The 20,860-nt window shown below is 69.3% G+C and carries 21 protein-coding genes and 3 pseudogenes; 12 read left to right on the forward strand and 12 right to left on the reverse strand.

Annotated elements, in window-relative coordinates; all coding sequences use genetic code 11:
* Positions 1–46 precede the first annotated feature (46 nt).
* The 3 genes and pseudogenes from NAMU_RS12960 (at position 47) to NAMU_RS31000 (ending at position 2,000) form a co-directional block, all read left to right on the forward strand.
* Positions 47–1,249 carry a cation:proton antiporter gene (locus NAMU_RS12960; protein ID WP_015747846.1) on the forward strand — a complete coding sequence of 401 codons (1,203 nt, stop codon included), beginning with the start codon at positions 47–49 and terminating at the stop codon, positions 1,247–1,249.
* 173 nt (positions 1,250–1,422) lie between these two features.
* Positions 1,423–1,560 (forward strand): annotated as a pseudogene (locus NAMU_RS31795) (alpha/beta fold hydrolase); the annotation flags it as partial.
* Between the two features lie 14 nt (positions 1,561–1,574).
* A complete protein-coding gene (locus NAMU_RS31000; protein WP_052307930.1) occupies positions 1,575–2,000 on the forward strand; it encodes an alpha/beta fold hydrolase in 426 nt (141 codons plus the stop codon).
* A gap of 74 nt (positions 2,001–2,074) precedes the next feature.
* Here the strand turns inward: NAMU_RS31000 and NAMU_RS12970 are convergent, their stop codons facing one another.
* Together NAMU_RS12970 and NAMU_RS12975 are read right to left on the reverse strand one after the other, a co-directional pair.
* Positions 2,075–2,398 carry an AzlD domain-containing protein gene (locus NAMU_RS12970; RefSeq protein WP_015747847.1) on the reverse strand — a complete coding sequence of 108 codons (324 nt, stop codon included), beginning with the start codon at positions 2,396–2,398 and terminating at the stop codon, positions 2,075–2,077.
* Positions 2,395–2,625, reverse strand: coding sequence for a hypothetical protein (locus tag NAMU_RS12975; protein WP_015747848.1), 231 nt, complete (start codon positions 2,623–2,625; stop codon positions 2,395–2,397). Before NAMU_RS12975 ends, NAMU_RS12970 begins: the two co-directional genes overlap by 4 nt.
* 225 nt (positions 2,626–2,850) lie before the next feature.
* On the opposite strand from NAMU_RS12975, the gene NAMU_RS12980 reads away from it, so the two are divergent.
* From NAMU_RS12980 to NAMU_RS12990, 3 genes are all read left to right on the forward strand, one after another.
* Positions 2,851–3,477 carry a TetR/AcrR family transcriptional regulator gene (locus tag NAMU_RS12980; protein WP_217180857.1) on the forward strand — a complete coding sequence of 209 codons (627 nt, stop codon included), beginning with the start codon at positions 2,851–2,853 and terminating at the stop codon, positions 3,475–3,477.
* A 404-nt stretch (positions 3,478–3,881) separates the two neighbouring features.
* Positions 3,882–4,835 (forward strand): ABC transporter ATP-binding protein, encoded by a 954-nt coding sequence (locus tag NAMU_RS12985; RefSeq protein WP_015747850.1) that lies wholly within the window; start codon positions 3,882–3,884, stop codon positions 4,833–4,835.
* Positions 4,832–6,415 (forward strand): ABC transporter permease, encoded by a 1,584-nt coding sequence (locus NAMU_RS12990; RefSeq protein WP_015747851.1) that lies wholly within the window; start codon positions 4,832–4,834, stop codon positions 6,413–6,415. Before NAMU_RS12985 ends, NAMU_RS12990 begins: the two co-directional genes overlap by 4 nt.
* 119 nt (positions 6,416–6,534) lie before the next feature.
* Here the strand turns inward: NAMU_RS12990 and NAMU_RS28330 are convergent, their stop codons facing one another.
* Positions 6,535–6,960 (reverse strand): nitroreductase/quinone reductase family protein, encoded by a 426-nt coding sequence (locus tag NAMU_RS28330; protein ID WP_169312492.1) that lies wholly within the window; start codon positions 6,958–6,960, stop codon positions 6,535–6,537.
* Between the two features lie 277 nt (positions 6,961–7,237).
* On the opposite strand from NAMU_RS28330, the pseudogene NAMU_RS28335 reads away from it, so the two are divergent.
* A pseudogene (locus tag NAMU_RS28335) lies at positions 7,238–8,680 on the forward strand (ISNCY family transposase).
* A 177-nt stretch (positions 8,681–8,857) separates the two neighbouring features.
* Positions 8,858–9,070 (forward strand): annotated as a pseudogene (locus tag NAMU_RS31800) (endonuclease/exonuclease/phosphatase family protein); the annotation flags it as partial.
* A gap of 404 nt (positions 9,071–9,474) precedes the next feature.
* Here NAMU_RS31800 and NAMU_RS13015 read toward each other — a convergent pair.
* Together NAMU_RS13015 and NAMU_RS13020 are read right to left on the reverse strand one after the other, a co-directional pair.
* Positions 9,475–10,803 carry a DUF1214 domain-containing protein gene (locus tag NAMU_RS13015; protein WP_083786026.1) on the reverse strand — a complete coding sequence of 443 codons (1,329 nt, stop codon included), beginning with the start codon at positions 10,801–10,803 and terminating at the stop codon, positions 9,475–9,477.
* A 73-nt stretch (positions 10,804–10,876) separates the two neighbouring features.
* The gene (locus NAMU_RS13020) at positions 10,877–11,785 is read right to left on the reverse strand and encodes an alpha/beta fold hydrolase (RefSeq protein WP_015747856.1); all 909 of its coding nucleotides are present in this window, start codon (positions 11,783–11,785) and stop codon (positions 10,877–10,879) included.
* A gap of 131 nt (positions 11,786–11,916) precedes the next feature.
* On the opposite strand from NAMU_RS13020, the gene NAMU_RS13025 reads away from it, so the two are divergent.
* Positions 11,917–12,927, forward strand: a complete 1,011-nt coding sequence (locus NAMU_RS13025) for a helix-turn-helix transcriptional regulator (RefSeq protein WP_015747857.1) — start codon at positions 11,917–11,919, stop codon at positions 12,925–12,927.
* Positions 12,928–13,372: 445 nt separating this feature from the next.
* On the opposite strand, the gene NAMU_RS29930 is transcribed toward NAMU_RS13025, so the two are convergent.
* The 7 genes from NAMU_RS29930 to NAMU_RS31430 all read right to left on the reverse strand — a co-directional run bounded on the left by NAMU_RS29930 (position 13,373) and on the right by NAMU_RS31430 (position 17,627).
* Positions 13,373–13,522, reverse strand: coding sequence for a hypothetical protein (locus NAMU_RS29930; RefSeq protein WP_169312493.1), 150 nt, complete (start codon positions 13,520–13,522; stop codon positions 13,373–13,375).
* Positions 13,523–13,612: 90 nt separating this feature from the next.
* Positions 13,613–14,095 carry a DUF2254 family protein gene (locus NAMU_RS13030; protein WP_041368857.1) on the reverse strand — a complete coding sequence of 161 codons (483 nt, stop codon included), beginning with the start codon at positions 14,093–14,095 and terminating at the stop codon, positions 13,613–13,615.
* Positions 14,096–14,100: 5 nt separating this feature from the next.
* Positions 14,101–14,892: an alpha/beta fold hydrolase gene (locus NAMU_RS13035; RefSeq protein ID WP_015747859.1), complete on the reverse strand. Its 792-nt coding sequence runs from the start codon at positions 14,890–14,892 to the stop codon at positions 14,101–14,103.
* A gap of 18 nt (positions 14,893–14,910) precedes the next feature.
* A complete protein-coding gene (locus NAMU_RS29935; protein ID WP_015747860.1) occupies positions 14,911–15,081 on the reverse strand; it encodes a hypothetical protein in 171 nt (56 codons plus the stop codon).
* Complete coding sequence (locus tag NAMU_RS13040) at positions 15,074–15,721, reverse strand: DUF4386 domain-containing protein (protein WP_138180153.1); 648 nt, start codon at positions 15,719–15,721, stop codon at positions 15,074–15,076. Before NAMU_RS13040 ends, NAMU_RS29935 begins: the two co-directional genes overlap by 8 nt.
* Positions 15,722–15,810: 89 nt before the next feature.
* On the reverse strand, positions 15,811–16,611 hold the full coding sequence (locus NAMU_RS13045; RefSeq protein ID WP_015747862.1) for a DUF4386 domain-containing protein: 801 nt from the start codon (positions 16,609–16,611) through the stop codon (positions 15,811–15,813).
* 20 nt (positions 16,612–16,631) lie between these two features.
* Complete coding sequence (locus NAMU_RS31430; RefSeq protein ID WP_041370616.1) at positions 16,632–17,627, reverse strand: NAD(P)-dependent alcohol dehydrogenase; 996 nt, start codon at positions 17,625–17,627, stop codon at positions 16,632–16,634.
* A gap of 476 nt (positions 17,628–18,103) precedes the next feature.
* Between NAMU_RS31430 and NAMU_RS13055 the strand changes: the two genes are divergently transcribed.
* From NAMU_RS13055 to NAMU_RS13065, 3 genes are read left to right on the forward strand one after another with little or no spacing between them, the layout of a single operon-like run.
* A complete protein-coding gene (locus NAMU_RS13055; RefSeq protein WP_015747864.1) occupies positions 18,104–19,135 on the forward strand; it encodes a sensor histidine kinase in 1,032 nt (343 codons plus the stop codon).
* Positions 19,132–19,785 carry a response regulator gene (locus NAMU_RS13060; protein ID WP_015747865.1) on the forward strand — a complete coding sequence of 218 codons (654 nt, stop codon included), beginning with the start codon at positions 19,132–19,134 and terminating at the stop codon, positions 19,783–19,785. Before NAMU_RS13055 ends, NAMU_RS13060 begins: the two co-directional genes overlap by 4 nt.
* 59 nt (positions 19,786–19,844) lie before the next feature.
* Entirely contained in the window at positions 19,845–20,231 is a 387-nt protein-coding gene (locus NAMU_RS13065; RefSeq protein WP_015747866.1) for a nuclear transport factor 2 family protein, read from the forward strand.
* Positions 20,232–20,860: the final 629 nt, after the last annotated feature.

The raw sequence follows: 20,860 nt of genomic DNA on the forward strand, positions 1-20,860 counted from the left end.
GCCGGACGCGACCCCGGACGACAAGGCGCCGACCCGCACCACCACCATGGCGGGCATGGACGCTCTGTTGCTGGTCTTCGCGGTGACCCTGCTCGTCGCCGTGCTGGTGTCCGACCTCGCGCAACGGACCATCCTGTCCACCGCGGTCCTGTTCCTGCTGGTCGGCATCGTGTGCGGGGACGGCGTGCTCGGGCTGGTACCGCTGACCCCGGACAGTCCGATCGTGGCGACACTGGCCCAGCAGGCCCTGTTCTGGGTGCTGTTCACCGATGGGATGCGGGTCGGCTGGTCCGACCTGCGCGCCGCCTGGCGGCTCCCGGGACGGGCCCTGCTGCTCGGCCTGCCGCTCACGGTGGCCCTGACCGCGGCGCTGGCCGCCTGGCTGGTCGGCCTGTCCTGGCCCGAGGCACTGCTGATCGGCGCGGTGCTGGCCCCCACGGACCCGGTGTTCGCCGCGGCCCTGGTCGGCAACGAGCGGGTGCCAGGACGGCTGCGCCAGCTGCTGAACGTCGAGTCCGGCATCAACGACGGCCTGGCCCTGCCGCTCGTGCTGATCTTCCTGGCGATGTCCGGCGACGCGGATGCCCAGCCGGCGAGCGGGACCCTGCTGGCCGAGTTGGTCGGCGGGGTGGCGATCGGCGTCTTCGTGCCCTACCTGGCCGTGCGCCTGGAGGGCAGCCGGCTGTTCTCGGCATCGGCGCGGTACCAGCCGCTCACCGCGATCGCCATCGGTCTGTTGATCCTGGGGATCTGCCTGGCGACCGAGGCCAATCTGTACCTGGCCGCGTTCAGCGCCGGCATCACCATCGCCAGCTGCGGCCCCCATCAACGGGAATCGTTCGAGCCGATCGGCGAGCTGATCGCCGAACTGCTCAAGCTGGCCGCCTTGCTGGTCTTCGGCGCCCTCATCTCGCCCGCCTTCCTGGCGGAGATCCCCTTCGGCGGGTGGATCTTCGCGGCGCTGGCGATCATCCTCGCGCGACCGGCGGCGCTGGCGGTCTCCTTTCTCGGTTCGTCCCTGACCAGGAGGGAACGGTGGACCGCGTTCTGGTTCGGGCCCAAGGGGTTCGCCGCGGTGGTCTACGGGTTGCTCGTGCTGCAATCCGGTATCCCCGCGGCGGACACCATCTTCCATCTGGTCGCCCTGACGATCACCCTGTCGATTGTGGCCCACTCCTCCACGGACGTGATCATCGCCCGCCGGTTCGAGGAACCGGAAAGCAGCCGCCCCACCGCCGACGACGGCTGAGCCCCGGGCGGCCGTGCGTTGCCGGACCAGAAGCAGGACCGCCGCGCCGGGCAGTCACCCGGTGCGGTTTCGCCTGGCACAGCCCGGTGTGGCGGCACTGGCTGGTCGGGCTGTCCCGCCACCGCACGCTGATCCGGTACGACGAACGAGGCTGCTGACTGTCCGATCGGGACGTGCCGGAACCCTCGTTCGAGGACTGGGTCACCGACCTGGAAACCGTCGTGGACGCGATCGGGCTGGACGATTTCGATCTGTTGGGCATCTCGCAGGGTGGGGCCTTCGCCGTCGCCTACGCGGCCCGGCACCCCGCGCGGGTCCGGACCTGGTGCTCTACGGAGCGTCCGCCCAGAGCCGGCTGGTCCGAGCCGTCACCGAGCAGGACCGCGACCGGCACCGGTTGCAGGTTGACCTGGCCCGGCTGGGTTGGGGGAGCGACGACCCCGCGATCCGGCAGGTGTTCACGTCCCAGTTCATGCCCGGCGGGTCGAAGGAATTGTGGCAGGCGTTCAACGAACTGCAACGGGCGAGCACCTCGGCGGAGAACGCGGCCAGGGTGCTCGACGCCTGCGGGTCCATCGACGTGATGGACCAGGCCCGCCGGGTGCGGGCCCGCACGCTGGTCATGCACGCCCGGGGCGATCAGCGGCCGCCATTCGAACAGGGCCGGCTGCTTGCGTCGCTGATCCCCGACAGCCGGTTCGTGTCCCTGGACAGCGACAACCACATCCTCCTGGACGGCGAAGCCGCCTAGAGCGCCTTCCTGGCCGAGTTCGAGTCGTTCCTGGGCGGGATCGACCGGCCCGCCCGGCCCTGATCCGGCGGCGATCAGCCAAGGAGGGCAACGGCTCCGCCGGCGACGAGAAAGCCGACGGCTCCGGCCACCAGGGACCGGGTCATCGATCTCCCGCGGACGGCGACCACCGCGCAGGTCACCACCGCGACCAGTTGGGGCACCCGGTGACCGCCTCCGGCCGTCGCGGGTGGCGTCAGCGCGGACACCAGCAGTGCGGCCATACCGCCGATCCCGGCGTACCGGAGGATGAGTTGGGTCCGCTCACCCAGCCGCATTCGGCCCGCGATCAGCAGCGGCGTGACCCGCAGGGCATAACTGCCGATCCCGACCAGAGCGATGGCGATCCAGGTGCTCATCGCGATCGCCCCGCGGTCAGGCCGCCGGCCAGTGCAGAGGCACCCATCGCCCCGAGCACGCCGGTCCCGGCGGGCCACGAGGCCGACGCGAAGCTCACGGTCACGGCCGCCGCCACCGCCACGAAGCCGCTGCCGGTCCGCAGCTGCGGGGCCACGACGGCGGCCAGGCCGAGCGGGACCGCCGCGGCCAGGACGGTCGACCCGCTGTCGATCGAGCCGACCGCCACGCCCGCAGTGATCGCCAGGAGCCAACCCGGCGGTCAGTGTGACGGCGGCGCCCACGAAGTGCCGTCGCCGGTCGAGCAGGGTCCCCGGCTTCCCGCTCCGGTCGCGGTCCCGAGCCCGATGCACGGGCCGGGGAAGGGATCCAGGAAGGCCACCCGCACTGACCACGTGGACGAAGAACTGGACAAATCTCACCAAAAGCTGCACAGATGTGCTATAGTCTGCACATGCGTGCAGTCGCGGATCTGACCGGAGCGGCACTGATCCGGGAAAGTGCGATGCGGCTGACCGCCGACCGGGGCTGGGCGGCGGTGTCGATCCGGGACATCGCCGCGGACGCCGGCGTGTCGTCGTCGCTGGTGGTGCACCACTTCGGGACCAAGGCCCGGCTCCGGGAGGCGGTCGACGCCCGGGTGACCGAGGTCCTGGCCGACCTGCTCGGGCGGATGGGCGACTCGGACGCCCTGTCCGGGGAGTACATGTCGATTGCTGCCGCGTTCCACGACCAGGTCGGCGCCGACGGGGTGCTGCTGTCCTACCTGCGGCGGCTGCTGATCGACGGCGGTCCCGCGGCGACCGCGCTGTTCGGTTCACTGTACGACATGACACTGGCCAGCCTGGCCGGGCTGGAGTCGGCCGGGGTCGTGCGGCCGACCGCCGACCCGCCTGCTCGAGCGGCCTTCCTGCTGGTCAACGACCTTGCGGTGGTGCTGCTCCGTGGCGAGGTGTCCCGGGTGCTCGGAGTCGATCCGCTGAGCCGGGCGGGGCTGCAGCGCTGGGGGAACACCGTGATGGAGATCTACCGGGGCGGTGCTTTCACCATCGCCGACGACGCCGGACGGGGGACCGGGTGAAGCATCGGCTGAGATGTCGGCGCCGGCCGGGTCCGGATGAACCGACCGGTTCGGCCCGACCGAGCGGTGACCACGCCACCGACCCGGGGTCCGACGAAACCGCCTGCGGCCGGCCGTCGCGGGGCGGACCCAGCGGCGGCCTGAGGCCGGCCGTCGGACAGGCCTTCTGACGCCGAGGAAGGCCGCGCCCGCCGTGCCGGTGCCGCGTTTGCGCAGGCAAGCGGGGATCCGGGCATCCGGCCGACCCGTCGCGACGACCGCGTCCCCCCGTTCCATCGAGTACCCGAATCGCCTTGTCGCCCGCGTCCCGGTCACCGTCCCGGACCCGGCCGCCGGGCCGCACCACCACCCTCTCGATCAACCTGCCGGGCGCGTCGAGCGCGCCGGCGAAGGGAGCACCACCGGTGAGCACAACCCGATCCGTCATCCGCGCCGAGGGACTGATCAAGGCCTTCGGCTCCGTCCGTGCCCTCGACGGGCTCGATCTCGAGGTCACGCGCGGCGAGGTTCACGGCTTCCTCGGCCCGAATGGTGCCGGCAAGTCGACGACGATCCGGATCATCCTCGGCCTCATCCGGGCCGGCGGGGGCCGGGTCGAACTGTTCGGCGGCGACCCGTGGCGCGACGCGGCCACCCTGCACGCCCGGCTCGCCTACGTCGCCGGCGACGTCGCCCTCTGGCCCGGGCTGACCGGCGGGCAGTGCCTCGACGTCCTCGGGGCGACCCAGGGCGGGCTCGACGAGACCCGGCGCGCCGCCCTCATCGAGCGATTCGAGGTGGACCCGACGAAACGGGTCCGCGATTACTCCAAGGGCAACCGGCAGAAGGTCGCCCTCATCGCCGCCCTCGCCGCCGACGTGGACCTGCTCGTTCTCGACGAGCCCACCTCCGGGCTGGACCCGTTGATGGAGCAGGCCTTCCAGGACGTCGTGCGCGAGCGGCGCGCCGACGGCTGCACCGTCCTGTTGTCCAGCCACATCCTCGGTGAGGTGGAGGCCCTCGCCGATCGGGTGAGCATCATCCGCCGCGGCCGGACCGTGACCACCGGAACCCTCGCCGACCTGCGCCGGCACACCCGCACGCACGTGCACGCGGTCACCGTCGGCGCTCCCGGCGGCCTTGCCGAGGTCCCGGGCGTAGGGGACTATATCAGCGAGCGGGTCGACGGGCACATCGACAGCCGGTTCACCATCGATCCGGCGCACCTGGACGCCGCCGTCGGCCGGCTGCACGCCGCCCGGATCCACACCCTCACGGCCACCCCGCCGAGCCTGGACGCGCTGTTCCTGCGCAACTACGAGGGTCAGGCCGCCCTGGATGCCGCCGAGCTGGGCGAGCCGGAACAGGCCCGTCGATGAGGGCCACCGGATTGGGCATCATGCTGGGGGTCCAGTGGCGGACGCATCGCAGCGGCACCCTGGTCTGGATGGTCGCCCTCATCGCCGGGATGGTCGGGACGGCCATTGCGGTCGCCGCCCTCTACTCGACCCCCGACAAGATCCACACCTACGCCCAGGCCGTCACCGCCGGGAACGCGCTGGTCGCGATCAACGGGCGGGTCGAGGGCATCGACAGTCTCGGCGGGGTGATCCAGGACGAGTTCGGCTTCCTCGCCGCCTTCCTCCTGCCGCTGCTCGGGATCAGCCTCGTCGCCCGGGTCACCCGTCGCGACGAGGAGGCCGGGCGGCTCGAGGCGATTCTCGGCGGACGGGTCGCGCGGCACGTCCCGGTGCTGGCCGGGCTCGTCCTCGCCTCCGCCGCCATTGTTGTCACGGCCATCGCATTCACCCTCGGCCTGGTGCTGGCCGGGGTGCCCGCGGCCGGATCGCTGCTGTACGCCGGGTCCCTCGGTGCGCTCGCCCTCGTCTTCGCCGGGCTCGCCGCGCTGCTCGCCCAGATCACCCTGCACAGCCGAGGCGTCTACGGGTGGAGCCTGCTCGTCCTGGCCCTTTCGTACCTGTTGCGGGGCGTCGGTGACGTGACAGGCACGTGGGTGACGTGGCTCTCGCCGTTGGGCTGGGCCGAGAAGGCCGCGCCGTTCGGTTCGATGCGCTGGTGGACTCTGCTCATTCCCCTCGCTGTCGGCGGCCTGCTCGCCACCCTGGCCGTCGTCATCGCCGCCCGACGCGACCTCGGGAGTGCTCTGGTCCGTGGGGGCGCGGGACCGGCCCGGGCGACCACCTGGATGCGCCGGCCCGTCGGTTTGGCGGCCACGATCCACCGCCCGGCGGCCATCGGCTGGCTGGCCGGCGCGGTGGTGATCGCGGGGATGATGGGCGCGCTCGCCCAGCAGTTCCTCGACGCGGTCGCCGGGAACCCGGCCATGGCGGCGGCCATCGGCATGTCGGGTTCGCAACCCGAGGACGGTTTCGTCGCCGTCACCCAGCTCTACGTCGCCGTGATCGCTATGGGATACGCCGTGCAGGCCGTCGGCACCCTGCGCGGGGAGGAGACGGCCGGCCGGCTCGAGCCGCGGCTGGCCGGCACCCTGTCCCGCACGCGGTGGCTCACCGCGCACGGTCTGGTCATCGTCACGGGCCTGATCGGCATCGTTATCATCGCCTCGATCGTGTTGGCCACGGCGGCGGCCTGGTCGATGAGTGAGCCGGTGGACCCGGGTCCGGTCGTGGGTGCGGGCCTGGCCTACCTGCCGGCTGAGGTGCTCGTCGGCGGGATCGCCCTCGCCCTGTTCGGCATGCGGCCGCGCGCGTTCCCGGCGGCCTGGGCGGTCGTCGCGGTCGTCGCCGGCATCGCCCTGCTCGGCCCGGGCCTCCAGCTCGCCGGCTGGGTACTCGACCTGTCTCCGACGACCCACGTCGGCAATCCTCCGTTGGGCACCGTCCAGGTACTGCCGCTCGTGGTCATGGGCGCGCTCGCCACCGTCTTGGCCGCGGCCGCGGCGACGGGTTTCCGGCGTCGGGGCGTGCCGCAGGGCTGAGCCGGGGGCGAGGCCGGCGAGTTCCGGGAACTGGCCGACACCGTCGACTTTCCGATCCCGGGAACCTGATCGTCCGCGCCGCGCCGTGGCAATCCGGCGTGGCACGCACTCTGTGGCCTTCAGCCCGAGTTGCCGTCAATCGGTACCAGTACCGCGATGGGGATGGTGCGGCCGGCCTTGGTGGCGTACTTGGCGACCTCGGGTGCCGCCGCGAGAACGACGTCCCGCCACATCGCGTCCCGGTCCGGGCCGGTCACCTCGTGTGGCCACACCCGTAGGTGCCGGTCCCGGATCTGCACCTGGGCCGTCGGCGCGGCGCGCAGGTTCTTGAACCAGTCGGGGTCGTGAGGGGCACCGGAGCCGGTGCCCCAGACGACGAAGCCATCGGCCGTCTTCAGGTACCGCACGCAGGTCGAACGAGGTCGGCCGGTCCGCCGACCCGGCGACGTGAGGAGCAGGACCGTGACGGAGCGGCTCCCGCTGGACAACCGGCCGCCCAATGCGCGGTACATCCACACGCCGATCCGGTTGCCCGTCCGCGTCATGGCCCTCGAATGCGTTGACATGACCGACGCCTCCGCTGGTCGACATTACACGCCGGTTCGTCCAGGATCGTTGCAGCGAGTCCACCCGTGTGGCTCCTCCGCGCATCTCAAGCAAGAACTGGGCGAGCAGCGCCAGATGCATGTCACGAAACGGCCAGGATCGCTCAAGTGCTAACTACTTCACCCTGAAAAAGTCGGGTGCGTCGGAGCTGCCGGTATGTGCCCTGAGCTGCGAAGATGGTCCTGAACCCTTGGGCTAGAAGGGATCAGGACCATCGTGTTTCGTACTGTAGGCGATCAGATCTCGTTGTGGGAGGCCGTCCTTCCCGAAGAGTTGCTGCGGCTGCCCGAGGAGTTGGCTCGGGTGGACGCGCTGCTGGACGACGAGGCGTTCTTCGGACCGTTCGAGCCGTTCTTCGACCCGCGGATCGGCCGACCGTCCACACCGATGGAGGTCTACCTCCGGCTGATGTTCCTCAAGTTCCGGTACCGACTCGGGTACGAGGCGTTGTGCCGAGAAGTGAGCGACTCGTTCACCTGGCGGCGGTTCTGCCGGATCCCGTTCGACGGGGCCCCGTGCCGCACCCGACGACGCTGATCAAGCTCACGACCAGATGCGGATCGACCGCGGTTGACGGGTTGAACCGGGTGCTGCTGGCCCAAGGCGGTCGAGGCGAAAGTGGTCCGCACGAACCGGGTTCGCGCCGATACCACGGTCGTCCCGGCGAATGTGGCGTACCCGACCGACTCGGGGTTGCTGGCCAAAGCGATCCGCCGGATCGGCACCAGCGTGAAGCGGATCCACGCGGCCGGCGGCGCGGTCCGCACAAGGGTGCGGGACCGGTCCCGGTCCGCCGGAGCGAAGGCGCACGGGGTCGCTGCCAAGCTGCGGTCCCGCGCCCAACTGGGTCGAGACGAGGCCCGCGCCGGGGTGCAGAAGATCACCGGCGAGCTCGCTGACCTGGCCGAACAGGCGATCAAGGACACCCGCAAGCTGCTGGTCAACGCCCACCGCGCCGCGGACAGGGCCCTGGCCAGGGCCAAGGCGCTGGCCAAGACCGGGATCCGCGACGCGGCCGTCGGGCGACGCCGCGGCCGGTTGGTCCGCGCGGTCAACGACCTACAGAACCTGGTCGAGGCGACCGAACGGATCATCGAGCAGACCCGGACCCGGCTGACCGGCCGCACCCCGGACGGCGCCACCCGGGTGGTCAGCCTGCACGACACCCAGGCCCGGCCGATCGCCAAGGGCCGCCTCGGTAAGCCGGTCGAGTTCGGCTACAAGGGCCAGGTTGTCGACAACCAGGATGGCATCGTGCTGGACCACAACGTCGAACTGGGCAACCCGCCCGACGCACCACAACTGGCGCCGGCGATCGACCGGATCACCGCGCGAACCGGTCGGACGCCGCGCACGGTGACCGCGGACCGCGGCTACGGCGAGGCCAGTGTCGACCAGCAGCTGACCGACCGCGGCGTGCGGAACGTCGTCATCCCCCGCAAGGGCAGACCCGGCGCGGCCCGCCGAGCCGTCGAGCATCGGCCGGCGTTCCGGCGGACCGTGAAGTGGCGAACCGGCTGCGAAGGCCGGATCAGCACCCTCAAACGCGGCTACGGATGGGACCGCACGCGCCTGGACTCGCTCGAAGGAGCCCGGACCTGGACCGGACAAGGGATCCTGACCCACAACCTGGTCAAGATCGCCGCCCTGACCGCCTGAAACCCATCCGAACCAAGATCAACTACCCAAGCACCAGGAACTGCGGCCGACGAGCCGGGCCGATCAGACCGAATCGGCCTTCTTCATGGCGAAGTAACTAAGCCGTCTCCGAATTTCGGTCGCCTTGCGACTGCACCGGGGAAACCTTGAAGGGGTCCTGTCGAGAAGTGTGGGGACGAGCGGGCTCGGTTCGCCGCCTACGCCCTGTACCGACGGGCCGCCGAAGGAGCGACCGTGCGGGTCGTCGCCACCGCCATCCTGGACGACCACGGGCAGGACCGGCGACTGGTCGTGCTGGGCGACCTGAACGACACCGAACAGGCCGTCACCACCCAGCTGTTGTATGGGCCGCCCGGCTCCCAGGACGGGACCGGCGGCTTCAGCCGTCCTGTCTTGATGTGGCTGAAGAGGTCGGTAACGCTGTCGGCCTCTGTCAGCCGGTCGGGCAGTCCGGCAGCGGGAACTCTTTCAGTGCGCCGGAGGACGGGTTGCGCTTGACGATGGTTATCTGCGGCGGGTCCGCGTCGATCGACAGGCGGAAGTCCGCGGGGCACGTACGACCGGAGCAGCATGATCCGGAGGTCCTCGGAGATGTTCCCGGTGCCCACGGGGACTTTGACGGCGGACGCGGCACTCGCGGGCACCGCGCGCGTCGACGGATGGCGACGCCGCCGTCCGGCGGATTTCGCACCGGCGCCGACGGCGACCGTGCCGAGCACGAGGGCGGCAACGGCAGGTTGTGCAACACGACCTGCGGACATGAACTTCACGGGAATCATCTCTCGGCTCGGTCGTCACCGGGGCATGATGGCGGGTGGGATGTACTTGTCCTTCGCGATGTTGCTCTTGGGAACGACGCCGTAGACGCGGAGCATCAGGTTGAACTCGCGATCGCCGACCGGCAACCAGTTCGCCGTCGCGACGCCGTCGGGCTGGGTCCGTGAGATATAGATCGAGATCGAACCATCCGCGTTGGTCTGCAGCCCCTCGGTGTAGCTGGCGACGAGGTACTTGTCGATCGGGTTGGGGATTGGCTGGATCGCATCAGGGGTGTACGCGGTGAGCGACCAGAAGCGGGACGCTTCGGGGGTCGCGCCGGGAGGGAAGGTGAGCACGTAGCCGTCGGGGCGTGACCCGGTCAGCGCGGCGCCGCTGCCGTCGTAGAACGCGTGGTAGTAGGCCGCGGTTTCCTTCGTGTTGCAGTACTGGCAGAACTCCGTGATCGACGCCCGGTCGAGCACCTTCTTCTTCCACAGGCCGATGTTCGTGAAGTGGGTCCAATTGGTTGCGCCCCGGTTGTCGAGGTAGTTGTTGATGATCGCGTCGTGGGCGGACTTGGCGCCATCGGCGAACTGCTGCCGCTCCGAAGCTGTCAGCCCCATGCCGTCACCGAACAGCGCGTCGAAGTCGTCCGAGAGCTTCGCCTCCTGTTGCGTGAGCGCGGGTGTCCAGTCACTCGCGACGGCGGTCTGCAGCTGCGTCAGGAAATCGATCGGAGCGGTGCGGATGAGCAGGTCGGCGAGCGTCTTCACGGGTGCGCCGAACTCGGCGACAGGTTTCACTGCAGTCCCGACCCCGTCGATCGCCAGATCGTGACGGAACGTCGTCGCCTCGGTGGTCATGTTCATGCCCCCGCTGTACTTGTCGACACGGAAGATGAGGATCATCTGGTCCATCGGCAGCGGCACTGTGACCTCGCCGGTGATGGGGCCGGTGTAGCCGGGCCCGATCAGCGAGTAGGTGGTGTCGGGGGTGGGCACGTTCGCGCCTTTCGACGGAATGCCCACCGGATGCACGTTGCCCCAGGCGTCGAGCAGGAGCACCGAGTAGCCGGCCGAAGTGGCGGGCACATCGACCACGACCTCGTGGCCCCGCACGTCGATCGGGGTGCTCGCGTAAAGGGTGTCGTCGTTGATCGCGACGACCGCTTGGTACACGGGCGAGATCTTTTCGGGCCCGATGAACTCGTTGGCGGGCACCGGCAGCACCTGCGTCTGGAAGTGCGTGAACCAGATCGGATAGAAGGCGGTCACGTAGTTCTCCGTCGTCGAGACGATGTCCTTCCCGCCGTTGTTCCCGTTCGGTTCCTGAGCTGCGTCACTGGCGCTCACCGGCAGCGCCATCGCCATCACGGTCGCGAGGGTGAGCGCCGCAACACGTATGCGTGATCTCATCTGCTGATCTCCTTTTGCGTCGTCAACGCTTGTCGGCGTGCCCATTGGGCAAGTCTTGGTCGGCCATTCGGTCGCCCGCTGCCAGCGGCGCCCAGAACTGAGCCCACCGGTCGCGGTCGACAAAGCCGTAGTGGCCTGCGCCCCGCCAGACGTGGAGGGTCGCACGTGGAAGTCGTTCGGCGACGTGTATCGGCATCTGCGGTGAGATGATCTGGTCGGCGTCGCCGTAGAAGACGTCGAACGGCTGCAGCACGTCCTCGAGTTCGAAGCCCCAGTGCCACAGCGCCATCGTCATCTCGTACAGCCCTTCCTCGTCCTGAACCATTCCCGCGGTGAAGTTCGCTTCGAACATCTCCCGCTGGGCAGGATCCGAAAGAAAGGTCTGGGCATCTGACGGGTCGTCCTCGGCCATCGACTCGACGAAGGTCCCGATGTCCTGCTTCGCTTTCCTGACGTCGGACCGGTACGCCCAGCGGAGGACGTGATGCAGGTGACGCAGCTTCACGATCAGCTTGAGGTCGCGCATCACGAGCATCTTCGCGAATCCGTCCTCATCGAACGGGCCCACGGGGGACGCGAGAACGCCCCCCACAACGCGATCCGGCAGGTGGGCGGCGATCGCGAGAGCGTGCGGGCCTCCGCCGGAGTGCCCGGCGACCGCGAAGCGATCTAGCCCGACGTGGTCGGCGAGTTGCTCCATGTCGGGGCCCCAGTCGGCCATGGTCCGGCCCCGCTGGGGTGTGGACCCGCCCACCCCCGGCTGGTCGGCGACGAAGACGCGTACCCCGAGGGAGTCGTTGAGCACAGCGTCCGGGTTTCGGATCAATCGCGAGTCCGAGAGTCCGTGGCAGAAGATCACCGGTTCCCCGTCAGGATCACCGTACGAGTCGTAGGAGAGTTCGCGGCCATCGGCCAAGGTCATGGTCTGCATCAGATCTCCTTCGACGCGCGCCCGTGCCATCCCATGTGCAACCGACGATAGGGGGCACCGGTCAGACGGCCGTTGCACGTCAGTCCCAACTTTCCCTTGAGGCTTCGACTCGTCGGTCGCAGACTGTGACCATGCGCGGGGCGAGCGGAGCAGGGCTACCGGTCATCGTGTTCGATGCGCAGCCGACGTCCGCGGAGGAACAGTTCGAGCTGTTCCACGACACGACCGCGCCGGTGTTCGACACGCTCCCCTCGGGGAGCCCAGCCGACTTCTCTGCCCAAGCGACGGACTATCTCGTGGGTGACGTGGTCATCAGCCGGATCGCGCACGCACCGCAGAGCATGCGGCGCAGCATCCGCCATATCCGCTGCGGCAGCGAGGACGCGCTCGCAGTCCTCGTCTACCGCCGAGGGCGTGTCGACCTCAGCTTCGACCGCACCGAGATGACCCTGGACTCGCAGCACGTCGGCATCATCGACCTCGCTCGATCCTTCTACGCGGCCTGCACCGACATCGATTCGGTCTGGGCGGTCATCCCTCGTCGTCGCCTCCGTGCTTCCCTGGGGCGATCGCCGTGCGCGCGACTGCACAGGGACTCGCCCCGCGGGCGGGTGCTGCGCAGCACGGTCATATCCGTCTGGAACAGACTTCCGAACGCTTCCGCGGAAGACGCAACGACTCTGGCGCAGGAAATCATCGACGCCACCCAATCGGTGCTCACCGACGGCGACTTCGCGCCTTCCGACACCGCTCTAGCAGTGGCGATGAGCGACTTCGTCATCGCGCACCTGGATGATCTGGACCTCGACGCGCGCATGCTCGCCCGCACGTTCCACTGCTCGCGGTCGACGCTTTTCCGGATCTTCGCACCGCATGGCGGTGTCGCCGCCTACATCCGCGACGCGCGGCTGGACCGTTGCCTCGACGAGCTGCTCGAACCGTACGAGTCAACCCGCACGGTCCACCAGATCGCGACCAGATGGGGATTTGAGAACCCGAGTCATTTCCACCGACTTTTCACCACGCGCTACGGAACTCCGCCATCCACAGCGCGCGGCACACGCCACGCACCGCCCGGTCGCGCCTACGACCAAGACACGAGCAAAAAGATCAACACGTTCCATCAATGGGCCACCCGGTGAAACAGCCCCTGCCCGGTAGCCCACGAGCATGTGTGGTGAGGCCCGTCCGACGACCCCCTCACTCGAAGAGTTTCACAACATGCCGTCCAGTGAGGCTTCGCCTCTGACCGCCGAGGTGCGAGGCTGGTCAGCGTAGTCGGGGTGCGGCCAGGGTGGCGGGTATGGCTGCGTCGGTCACGGTGAACGACCTTCTTGATAGTCACGTGGTGCTGGACCTGGAGTGCCTGGATCGGATCTACCTGAATGGGTACCTGCCGAACCTGCAGGTGGGCGGCCAGGTGGTGACGTGCATGAAGCAGCACTTGGGGTACTCGATTCCGTCAACGGCGATCCTGATGAAGATCGGCACCCGGTTCCGGCGAGACGTCAGGCAGTTCGCCGAGACCCACTCGATCCCGATCGTGCGGTTCGGTCGGGACGACCGCAAGATCGACGTGATGCAACGTCACCTGGATGCGCAGGCCGCGACGGGTCGATCCGGGGTGGCCGCGATCGGGTACGCGCAGGAGTTCCAGAAGGTGTTCGCCGCCGCCGAGCGACCCAATTCTTCCGGGGTGCCCTGGTACACGTTCCACAAGGCCGGCCGGCGGGTCACCTGCTTCTACTTCTACCTGTGGGACATCGATTTCGGGCCAGGAACAGGACCAGGGCGATCACACTGGCAAAGTCAACACGAAGGCCGTGGTCACCGAGACCTGCGGGTCGAAGACCGCCTCGGCATCAGAACCGGTGCGGACCGTCGAAACACGGTCACCGAGAACGTGAACGTGCCGAGGAACGGGGCCAGCGTCGACTGGACGAACCTGTCGCTGCTGAAGGCGGGCTGCAGGCGGGGCGAGAACTGGCTGCTGGCCAGCTGCAAGGTGACCACCATCAGCGAGAACGTCGACGGTGTTACGGTGATCAGGGAGCCGGCGATGGTGGCCAGCACGTTTCGGGCCGCGTCCCCGCCGCCGCCGAGCAGGTACGGCGTCAGCCAGCCGAGCAGGTCGTCGTGCATATACTCGTCGACCAGCGGCAGCGTGATGCCGATCCCGGTTCCCCGTCGGGCGCCGCGGAACACATCTGTCGGCGCTTGCTCGATGGGACGGCCGGGAGCGGCACGGATCGGCGCCGGCCCGGCGTCACGGTGCCGGCCGGAGTCGCCGATTTCTGCCGGATCGACCACGCCCCTCAGGACTGACCGTCGAGGAACTCCAGCACCACGCGATTCCACTGATCGGGTGCCTGGACATGCCCGCTGTGGCCGACGCCGGGCAGCAGCACCAGCCGGGATCCGGGAATGGCTGCGTGCAGGGCGTCCGCGACCCAGGGAGGAGCCCGTACGTCGTCACGGCCGTAGAGCAGCAGGGTGGGCGCGGTGATTCCGGGCAGCGCCGGGCGCAGGTCGACCCGGGCGAAGCGCTCGACCATGGCGCGAGTGGTGGCCGGCCGGGCCTGGCTGACCATCGCGACCTGTTCGTCGACGAGGGCCGCCGGGGCGTCCGCCGGCAGCAGGGTGGCGACCATGTCCCGGGCCGCGTCGGCCGCCGGACGATCCAGGTCCGCAAGGGCCAGGGTGACGCGACGATCGACCTCCGACGGTGGAAGTGATCCCGCCCATCCGGCATAGGCCGACGCGAGGACGAGCGAGCGGACGGCGTCCGGATGACGAGCTTGGAAAGCGATGGACAGGATGCTGCCCAGCGAGTGGCCGATCACATGTGCGCCGGTGATGCGCAGCGCTCGGCGAAATCCGTCGAGATCTTCCACCAGCTGATCCAGATCGTGGCCCGCGGGCAGATCGGCTGACCCGCCGCACCCGGGCGCGTCCCAAGCGATCGTGGTGAAAGTGGGCGCGAAAGCCTCGAGCTGGTGGTGCCAGTCGCGGCTGTCGGCCATCGCTCCGTGCACCAGCAGGACGGGTGGGCCGGTGCCGGCGCGTCGGAAGGCAATGCGCCGGCCACCCACGTCGACGTGGTCCACGGCGCCACCCCCTTCGGGCTACTTGGGAAGGTGTTGGTCGCTTCCCGACGCCGTCGCCTGCTCGATCTTCAAGGCCTCGATCTCCAACTTCCGCATCGTGCTGCGGTGCTGGGTCGCGATCAGGACGATAAGCAGCAGAACGCCCATGAAGACGGCCACACTGAGAAAGATCCAGAACATGTCATTCATCGATTCCTCCTTGGCGGGTATTGCGGCTGTGCGCCAGCAGGGTGAGCGCGATCCAGGTGAACCACACGATCAGGCCGAGACCGAAGACGGACGCCGAGATCTGCGCCGCGGCCGGAACCAGCGTCGCCAGACCGGCGAGCCCGAGGGCCAGGCCGAGTCCGGCCAACCCGACCGGTATGGCACGGATGCGCAGCGCGGCGAGGCAGACGGCCAGCAGCCATAGCGCCCCGACGAGTTCGATGCCGCCGCCGAGCGCATCCTGGACAGTGGAAATGGCATGCCAGGAAACGACGGCCGCCCCGCGGTCGACGTCGGCGAAGGCCAGGACCGCCTGCTGGCCGACGAGGGCGAGCATGCCCGCGCCGAGCAACAGACCGGCCCAGATGAGGCCGAAGACCGTGCCGACGCCGACGACGACCGGATCCGCCGCCCGCAGGCGCCGCCGGAGGGCGAGCACGACGACCGGCAACGCGGCGCCGCCGACGAGGTAGAGGACCGAGTACCACACGTACATGGCGGCGGGCTGAGCGGCCAGGAAGTCCAGCGAGGCGCCCGGCTCGGTCAGCGGGTCGGTGAATCCGCGCGGCTGCAGGTACGCCAGCATCGCCAGGAAACCGATGACGTAGGTGCCGGCGACCACGTGCGCCGCGATTCCTCCTGTGAGCTCCCGGCCGGGGGCGGCCCGGCCCGCATCGATGTCGACGGGTGCGCCGGTGGCGCCCTGGGTCGTCATGTCCTCACGTCCTCCTGGCTCAGGTTCGGTCGGCGGCGATCACGGTGCGGCGACCCGGGCCGGTTCGCCGCCGGTCGAGCGTTCCCGCCGCGTCCGGCCCGGATCATCAACCAGAGGGTGAACCAGAGCTCGCCGCAGATCGACGGGAGCGCCACCATGACCAGGAACATCGGGGCGAAGGTCGAGTAGTCGGCCAGCAACACGTGGGCGAAGGTGTCAACCAGGTAGGCGCCGCCGGAAACGATCAGGATCCATCCCAGGAGCACCGGAGCCGGACGCGCGGTGACGATGATCCGTCCGATGAGAACGAGATGGATCCCGAACGCGGCCAGGCCGATGAGCCACAGGTAGTCGAACGCCTCGATGGTCAGCATTACCGCGGCGGCATCGGCATCCGGACCGAACCCGTCGGCGAACGTGGAAGACGTCGCCAGGCGGAGGGCGAGGAACAGGAACACGCAGGCCGCTCCCAGCAGGATCGTGTACCCGAGGCGGAACCAGGCAGCGAGCAGCGCACGTCGCGGGCCGTAGGGACGGAACACGACGTACAGGGCCCAGGCGATGGCGATGTCCAACAGGAAGACGATGGTGAAGGCGGCGACAGCGAGCCGCACCTGCCCGTCGGACTGGGCCAGGTTCTGCGTCGTGGCGGCGGCGTCGGACGGGTCGACCAGCCGCATGCGCACCGCGAAATTGGCGTAGATGGCCAGGACGAAGATCGCCGCGTAGCAGATGCCCGCGAGGCGGGCGGCGCCGCGCGCCGAGATGTCCGGCCGGGGAATCGGCCTGCTGCTCATGCTCGCTGCCTCCGTCGCCGTCAGTCCGGGCCCTGTTCGCGTGTCGACCGGACCTCGATGACGCTCTTGCCCCGGATTCGTCCGGCTTCGAGATCCCGCAGCGCCCGGGGCACCTCCTTGAGCGAGTAGGTCTCGGTGACGACAGGCGTCAAACCCTGCTCGAGGGCCAGGCGAAGCCGTTCCAGGCGTTGCGGCGTGGGAGATGAGACGAAGGCGGTCAGCCGTTGCCGGGACACCGTCGAACGGAGGACGGCGCGCAACTGGCGGCCCACCCCGCCGGTCCACCGGCCACCGTTCTCGCCTCCGACGATGACCAGGGTTCCGTCGCGGGTCAAAGCCGTGCGCAGCGTGCCCAGCCGGCGGCGTCCGCCGATGTCCAGGATCAGGTCGTAGCGGATCGATCCGTCGCAGGGATCGTCCTGCGCGTAGTCGATGACCCGATCCGCACCCAGGGAACGCACCAGGTCCAGCTTCGCCCGGCCGGCCACGCCGGTCACCCGGGCGCCGGCGAGCGCGGCCAGCTGGACCGCGAGGCTGCCGACACCACCGGACGCCCCCAGCACGAGCACGTGCTGACCCGCCTCGACCCGGCCGACCTCATGGACGGCCTGCATCGCCGCCAGGCCTGACGTCGGGGCGGCTGCCGCCTGCCCGAAGGACAGTCGGGTGGGCTTGGGCACGAGGCGGTCGGCGCGGGCGACGGTGTACCGGGCGAAGGTCCCGGACCCGATCCCGACCACCGCATCGCCCACCCGTGGCCGGTCGACGTCCGGTCCCGACGCCACCACCCGGCCGGCCACATCGCTTCCGAGCACCGGCTGCCGGGGACGACGCAGCCCGAACCCCGTCAGCCGCATCAGGTAGGGCAGGCCCGTCACCACATGCCAGACGCCGCGGTCCAGTCCCGCGCTGCACACCTCGATCAGGACCTCGCCCGCTGCCGGCGCCGGGACCGGGACCTCCTGAACCGCCACTGCGGACACCGGCCCGTACCGGTCCCGAACTGCGGCGCGCATGCGCTCCGCCACCCCGGCCTCCGGGGCGGGGGACAGGGGTGTGCGATCGCTCGCGCTGCCATCAACCTCTCGCGACGGGGCCGCTTCGCGGCTTCTGCCACCGGGCATGGTCTACCTCCGGTGCGGACTCATCCGCTTGGGGACAACCACCGGCTGCGCGGCCGCATTCGACCCTCCGGTCGGAAACGTGCTCTGTCAGCGGCCATGGTGCTCGCCGGCGATCAGCTTCGCCCTCGAGTCTTGTCCATAGCACGGCGGCGACCAATGGGTGTCCATACCCAATTCCGGCCGCGCCCGGCGCGGAGGCGTGAACCCGATCGGCTGAAGATGGGTGTCGGACATCATTGCGCGGTGTGGCGGGTCGTGCATGCTTGCCAGACCGGCATTGGCCGTGCCGGTCCTGACCGGTCCTGACCGGTCCGTCCGTCGTCCGGCGGGCACCACCGAGGACGACGGATGCCGGGACGGAGGAGACGATGACCCTGACACGTCAAGATCTGTCGCCGGTGCGCGACGGCCGCCGACGGCGGCCCGCATCTCGCGGGTGGTCGTTGTACCTGCAGGTGGTGGCGGTGAATACGGCCATCATGCTGGCGGCGGCGTTGCTGCTGGTGTTGTCACCGATCACGGTCTCCTTCCCGGTCGCCGCGGAACAGGGAGTGTTCCTCGGTGTCGGCGTGATCGTGATCGCGATCGCGAACGCCGCCCTGCTGCGGCTGAGCTTCCATGGCCTGGCCGGACTCGTCCGCCGCATGGAGAACCTGGACCTGCTGCGGACCGGTGAACCGTTGCCCGTCCGAGGCGGCCTGGAGACCCGGGCATTGATCGCCGGCTACAACACGATGCTTGATCGTCTGGAGACCGAACGTCGAACCAGCACCCGCCGGTCCGTGTCGTCGCTGGAAGGCGAGCGACGCCGGATCGGGCAGGAACTCCACGACGAGATCGGTCAACGACTGACCGGCATCCTGCTTCAACTGCGCGGGCTCCGCGACGGTCTTCCGGAGCAGGCCCGGCCGCAACTCCATCAGATCCAGAGTGAAGTGCGGGCGACGCTCGACGAAGTCGGCGCGCTGGCCTGGCAGTTGCGCCCCGGCATCCTGGACGACCTGGGCCTACGACGCGCGTTGGAGGCCCTGTGCGACACCCTCCGCGCGCACGCCACGGCCCGCTTCGTGCTGCACCTGCCGGCCCGAACACCCTCGCTCCCTTCCGAGGTCGAGCTGGCCTTCTACCGGGTCGCCCAGGAGGCGCTCACGAACGCCGTCCGGCACGCCCACGCGTCGACCATCAGCGTGTCGCTGTCCGCCCGCGGACGTCGGGTGGCCCTCGACATCGTCGATGACGGAACGGGTCTGGCCGACGGGACCGAGGAAGGAGCGGGGATTCGGGGAATGCGCGAGCGTGCGCTGCTCATCGGCGCGCGCATCGCGGTCCGGTCGTTGCCGACCCACGGTGTGCAGGTGACACTGACGCTCGACCTACCTGGATCGGACGGCCGGTCGTGACCCGCTTCCCCGCGCTCATCCTGGTCGCGGACGACCACTCCGTGGTGCGTGAGGGCCTGAAAGCCGTGCTGAGCCGGCATTCCGATCTGCGGGTCGTGGCCGAAGCGGTCGACGGCATCCAGGCGGTCGAACTCGCCGGCGGCGACATCGACCTTGCGATCCTGGATGTGGCGATGCCGCGGATGACGGGACTGCAGGCGGCGCGGGAGATCAATCGCCGCGCACCGGACCTGCCGATCCTCATGCTGTCCATGTACGACCGCGAGGAGTACTTCTTCGAAGCCATCTCGGCCGGGGCCGCCGGCTATGTCCTGAAACGACAGGCAGATCAGGACATCGTGGAGGCCTGCCGGGCCGCCCTCCGCGGAGAGTCGTTCATCTACCCCGCCGCCCTCACCTCCCTGATGCGCACCTATCTCGACCGGCTGGCACGGGGAGAGCGGCCCGGCCGCGGCCCTCTCACACCCAGGGAGGCCGACGTCGTCAAACTCATCGCCGAGGGCCACTCCGCGCAGGAGATCGCCGATTGCCTGAGCATCAGCCCCAGGACCGTGGATCGGCACCGCGCGAACATCCTGGAGAAGCTGGATCTACGTGACCGCGTTGACCTCACCCGATACGCGATCCGGGCCGGTCTGATCGAGCCGTGACCTCCGGTCTGGCCACGTCGCCCGTGCCGGGTGCCGCCCGAAGGTGGAGAATCCAAGGAATGGCGCACGACGACGACCTGCTCGATCTGCTCGCCCGACACACCGACGCCTGGAATCGCCACGACATCGACGCGTTGATGAGCCTGTTCGCCGACGACTGCGTGTTCGAGGCGTCCGGCGGCCCTGAGGTCTGCGGCACTCGCTACGCGGGCGTCGCGGCCGTCCGGCAGGGTTTCCTTGAGGTGCTGACCTCGATGCCGGACGCCCAGTGGGGTGGCGGCCGGCACCGTGTCATCGGCCCGGACGACGGCGTGTCCGAGTGGACGCTGACCGGGACCCTGGCCGACGGCCGTCGGGTCGAGGTGAACGGGTGCGACTTCCTCACGGTCCGGGAGGGAAAGATCATCCGCAAGAACTCGTTTCGCAAGCAGCGACCCCCCTTTTAGCCGGTGGACGGACGGGGACCAGCGGATCGGCCACCGCCGTCGGGAGGATGCTCTCGGCCGGGTAGGTGAACTCCGTCCCCGTCTGGTCCGTCAGCGAGACCCGATTGCGCCTCCGGTGAATTTCGGTCACCGTGCGGGTGGAGCCGCGCGGGTCCGGCCGGAAGAGGTCACCCGGAGCGAGGTGTCCGATGTGGTGCGTGGTGAGAGTGATGCCGCGGCCGGAACCGGATGCGTGATGCTCGTGCACGGCGGCAGCGTTGGCGAGGGTGACCGACGCGGCTGTCTCCTATCCGTGAGCGCCTCGAGAAAGCATTCGAGCCTCCCCGACATCGACGATCTCATCGCCATTGATGCACAGCCTTCATCGATCGATCAAATGCGCGGGAAGGTGCGAACTGCGGTCCCTGACGGCCGAACCGGCGGCCGGTTCATTCGGCGACCGGGCTGGGCCGCCCGTCCCGGACGCTCCCGTCAAGAGCTCGGGCTGAGGTCACTGATCAGCGGAAACGGAGTTCTCTCCGGTACCTGAACAGGTCGGGGCAGGCGGCCCGGCGACCTTCGGGAACCGACCGCAGGCGAGCGACCAGAAAGCAGCATCTTCGCGCAAATGAGGACGTGGATCGTCAGCT

The organism is Nakamurella multipartita DSM 44233 (assembly GCF_000024365.1).
Taxonomy (GTDB): Bacteria; Actinomycetota; Actinomycetes; order Mycobacteriales; family Nakamurellaceae; genus Nakamurella; species Nakamurella multipartita.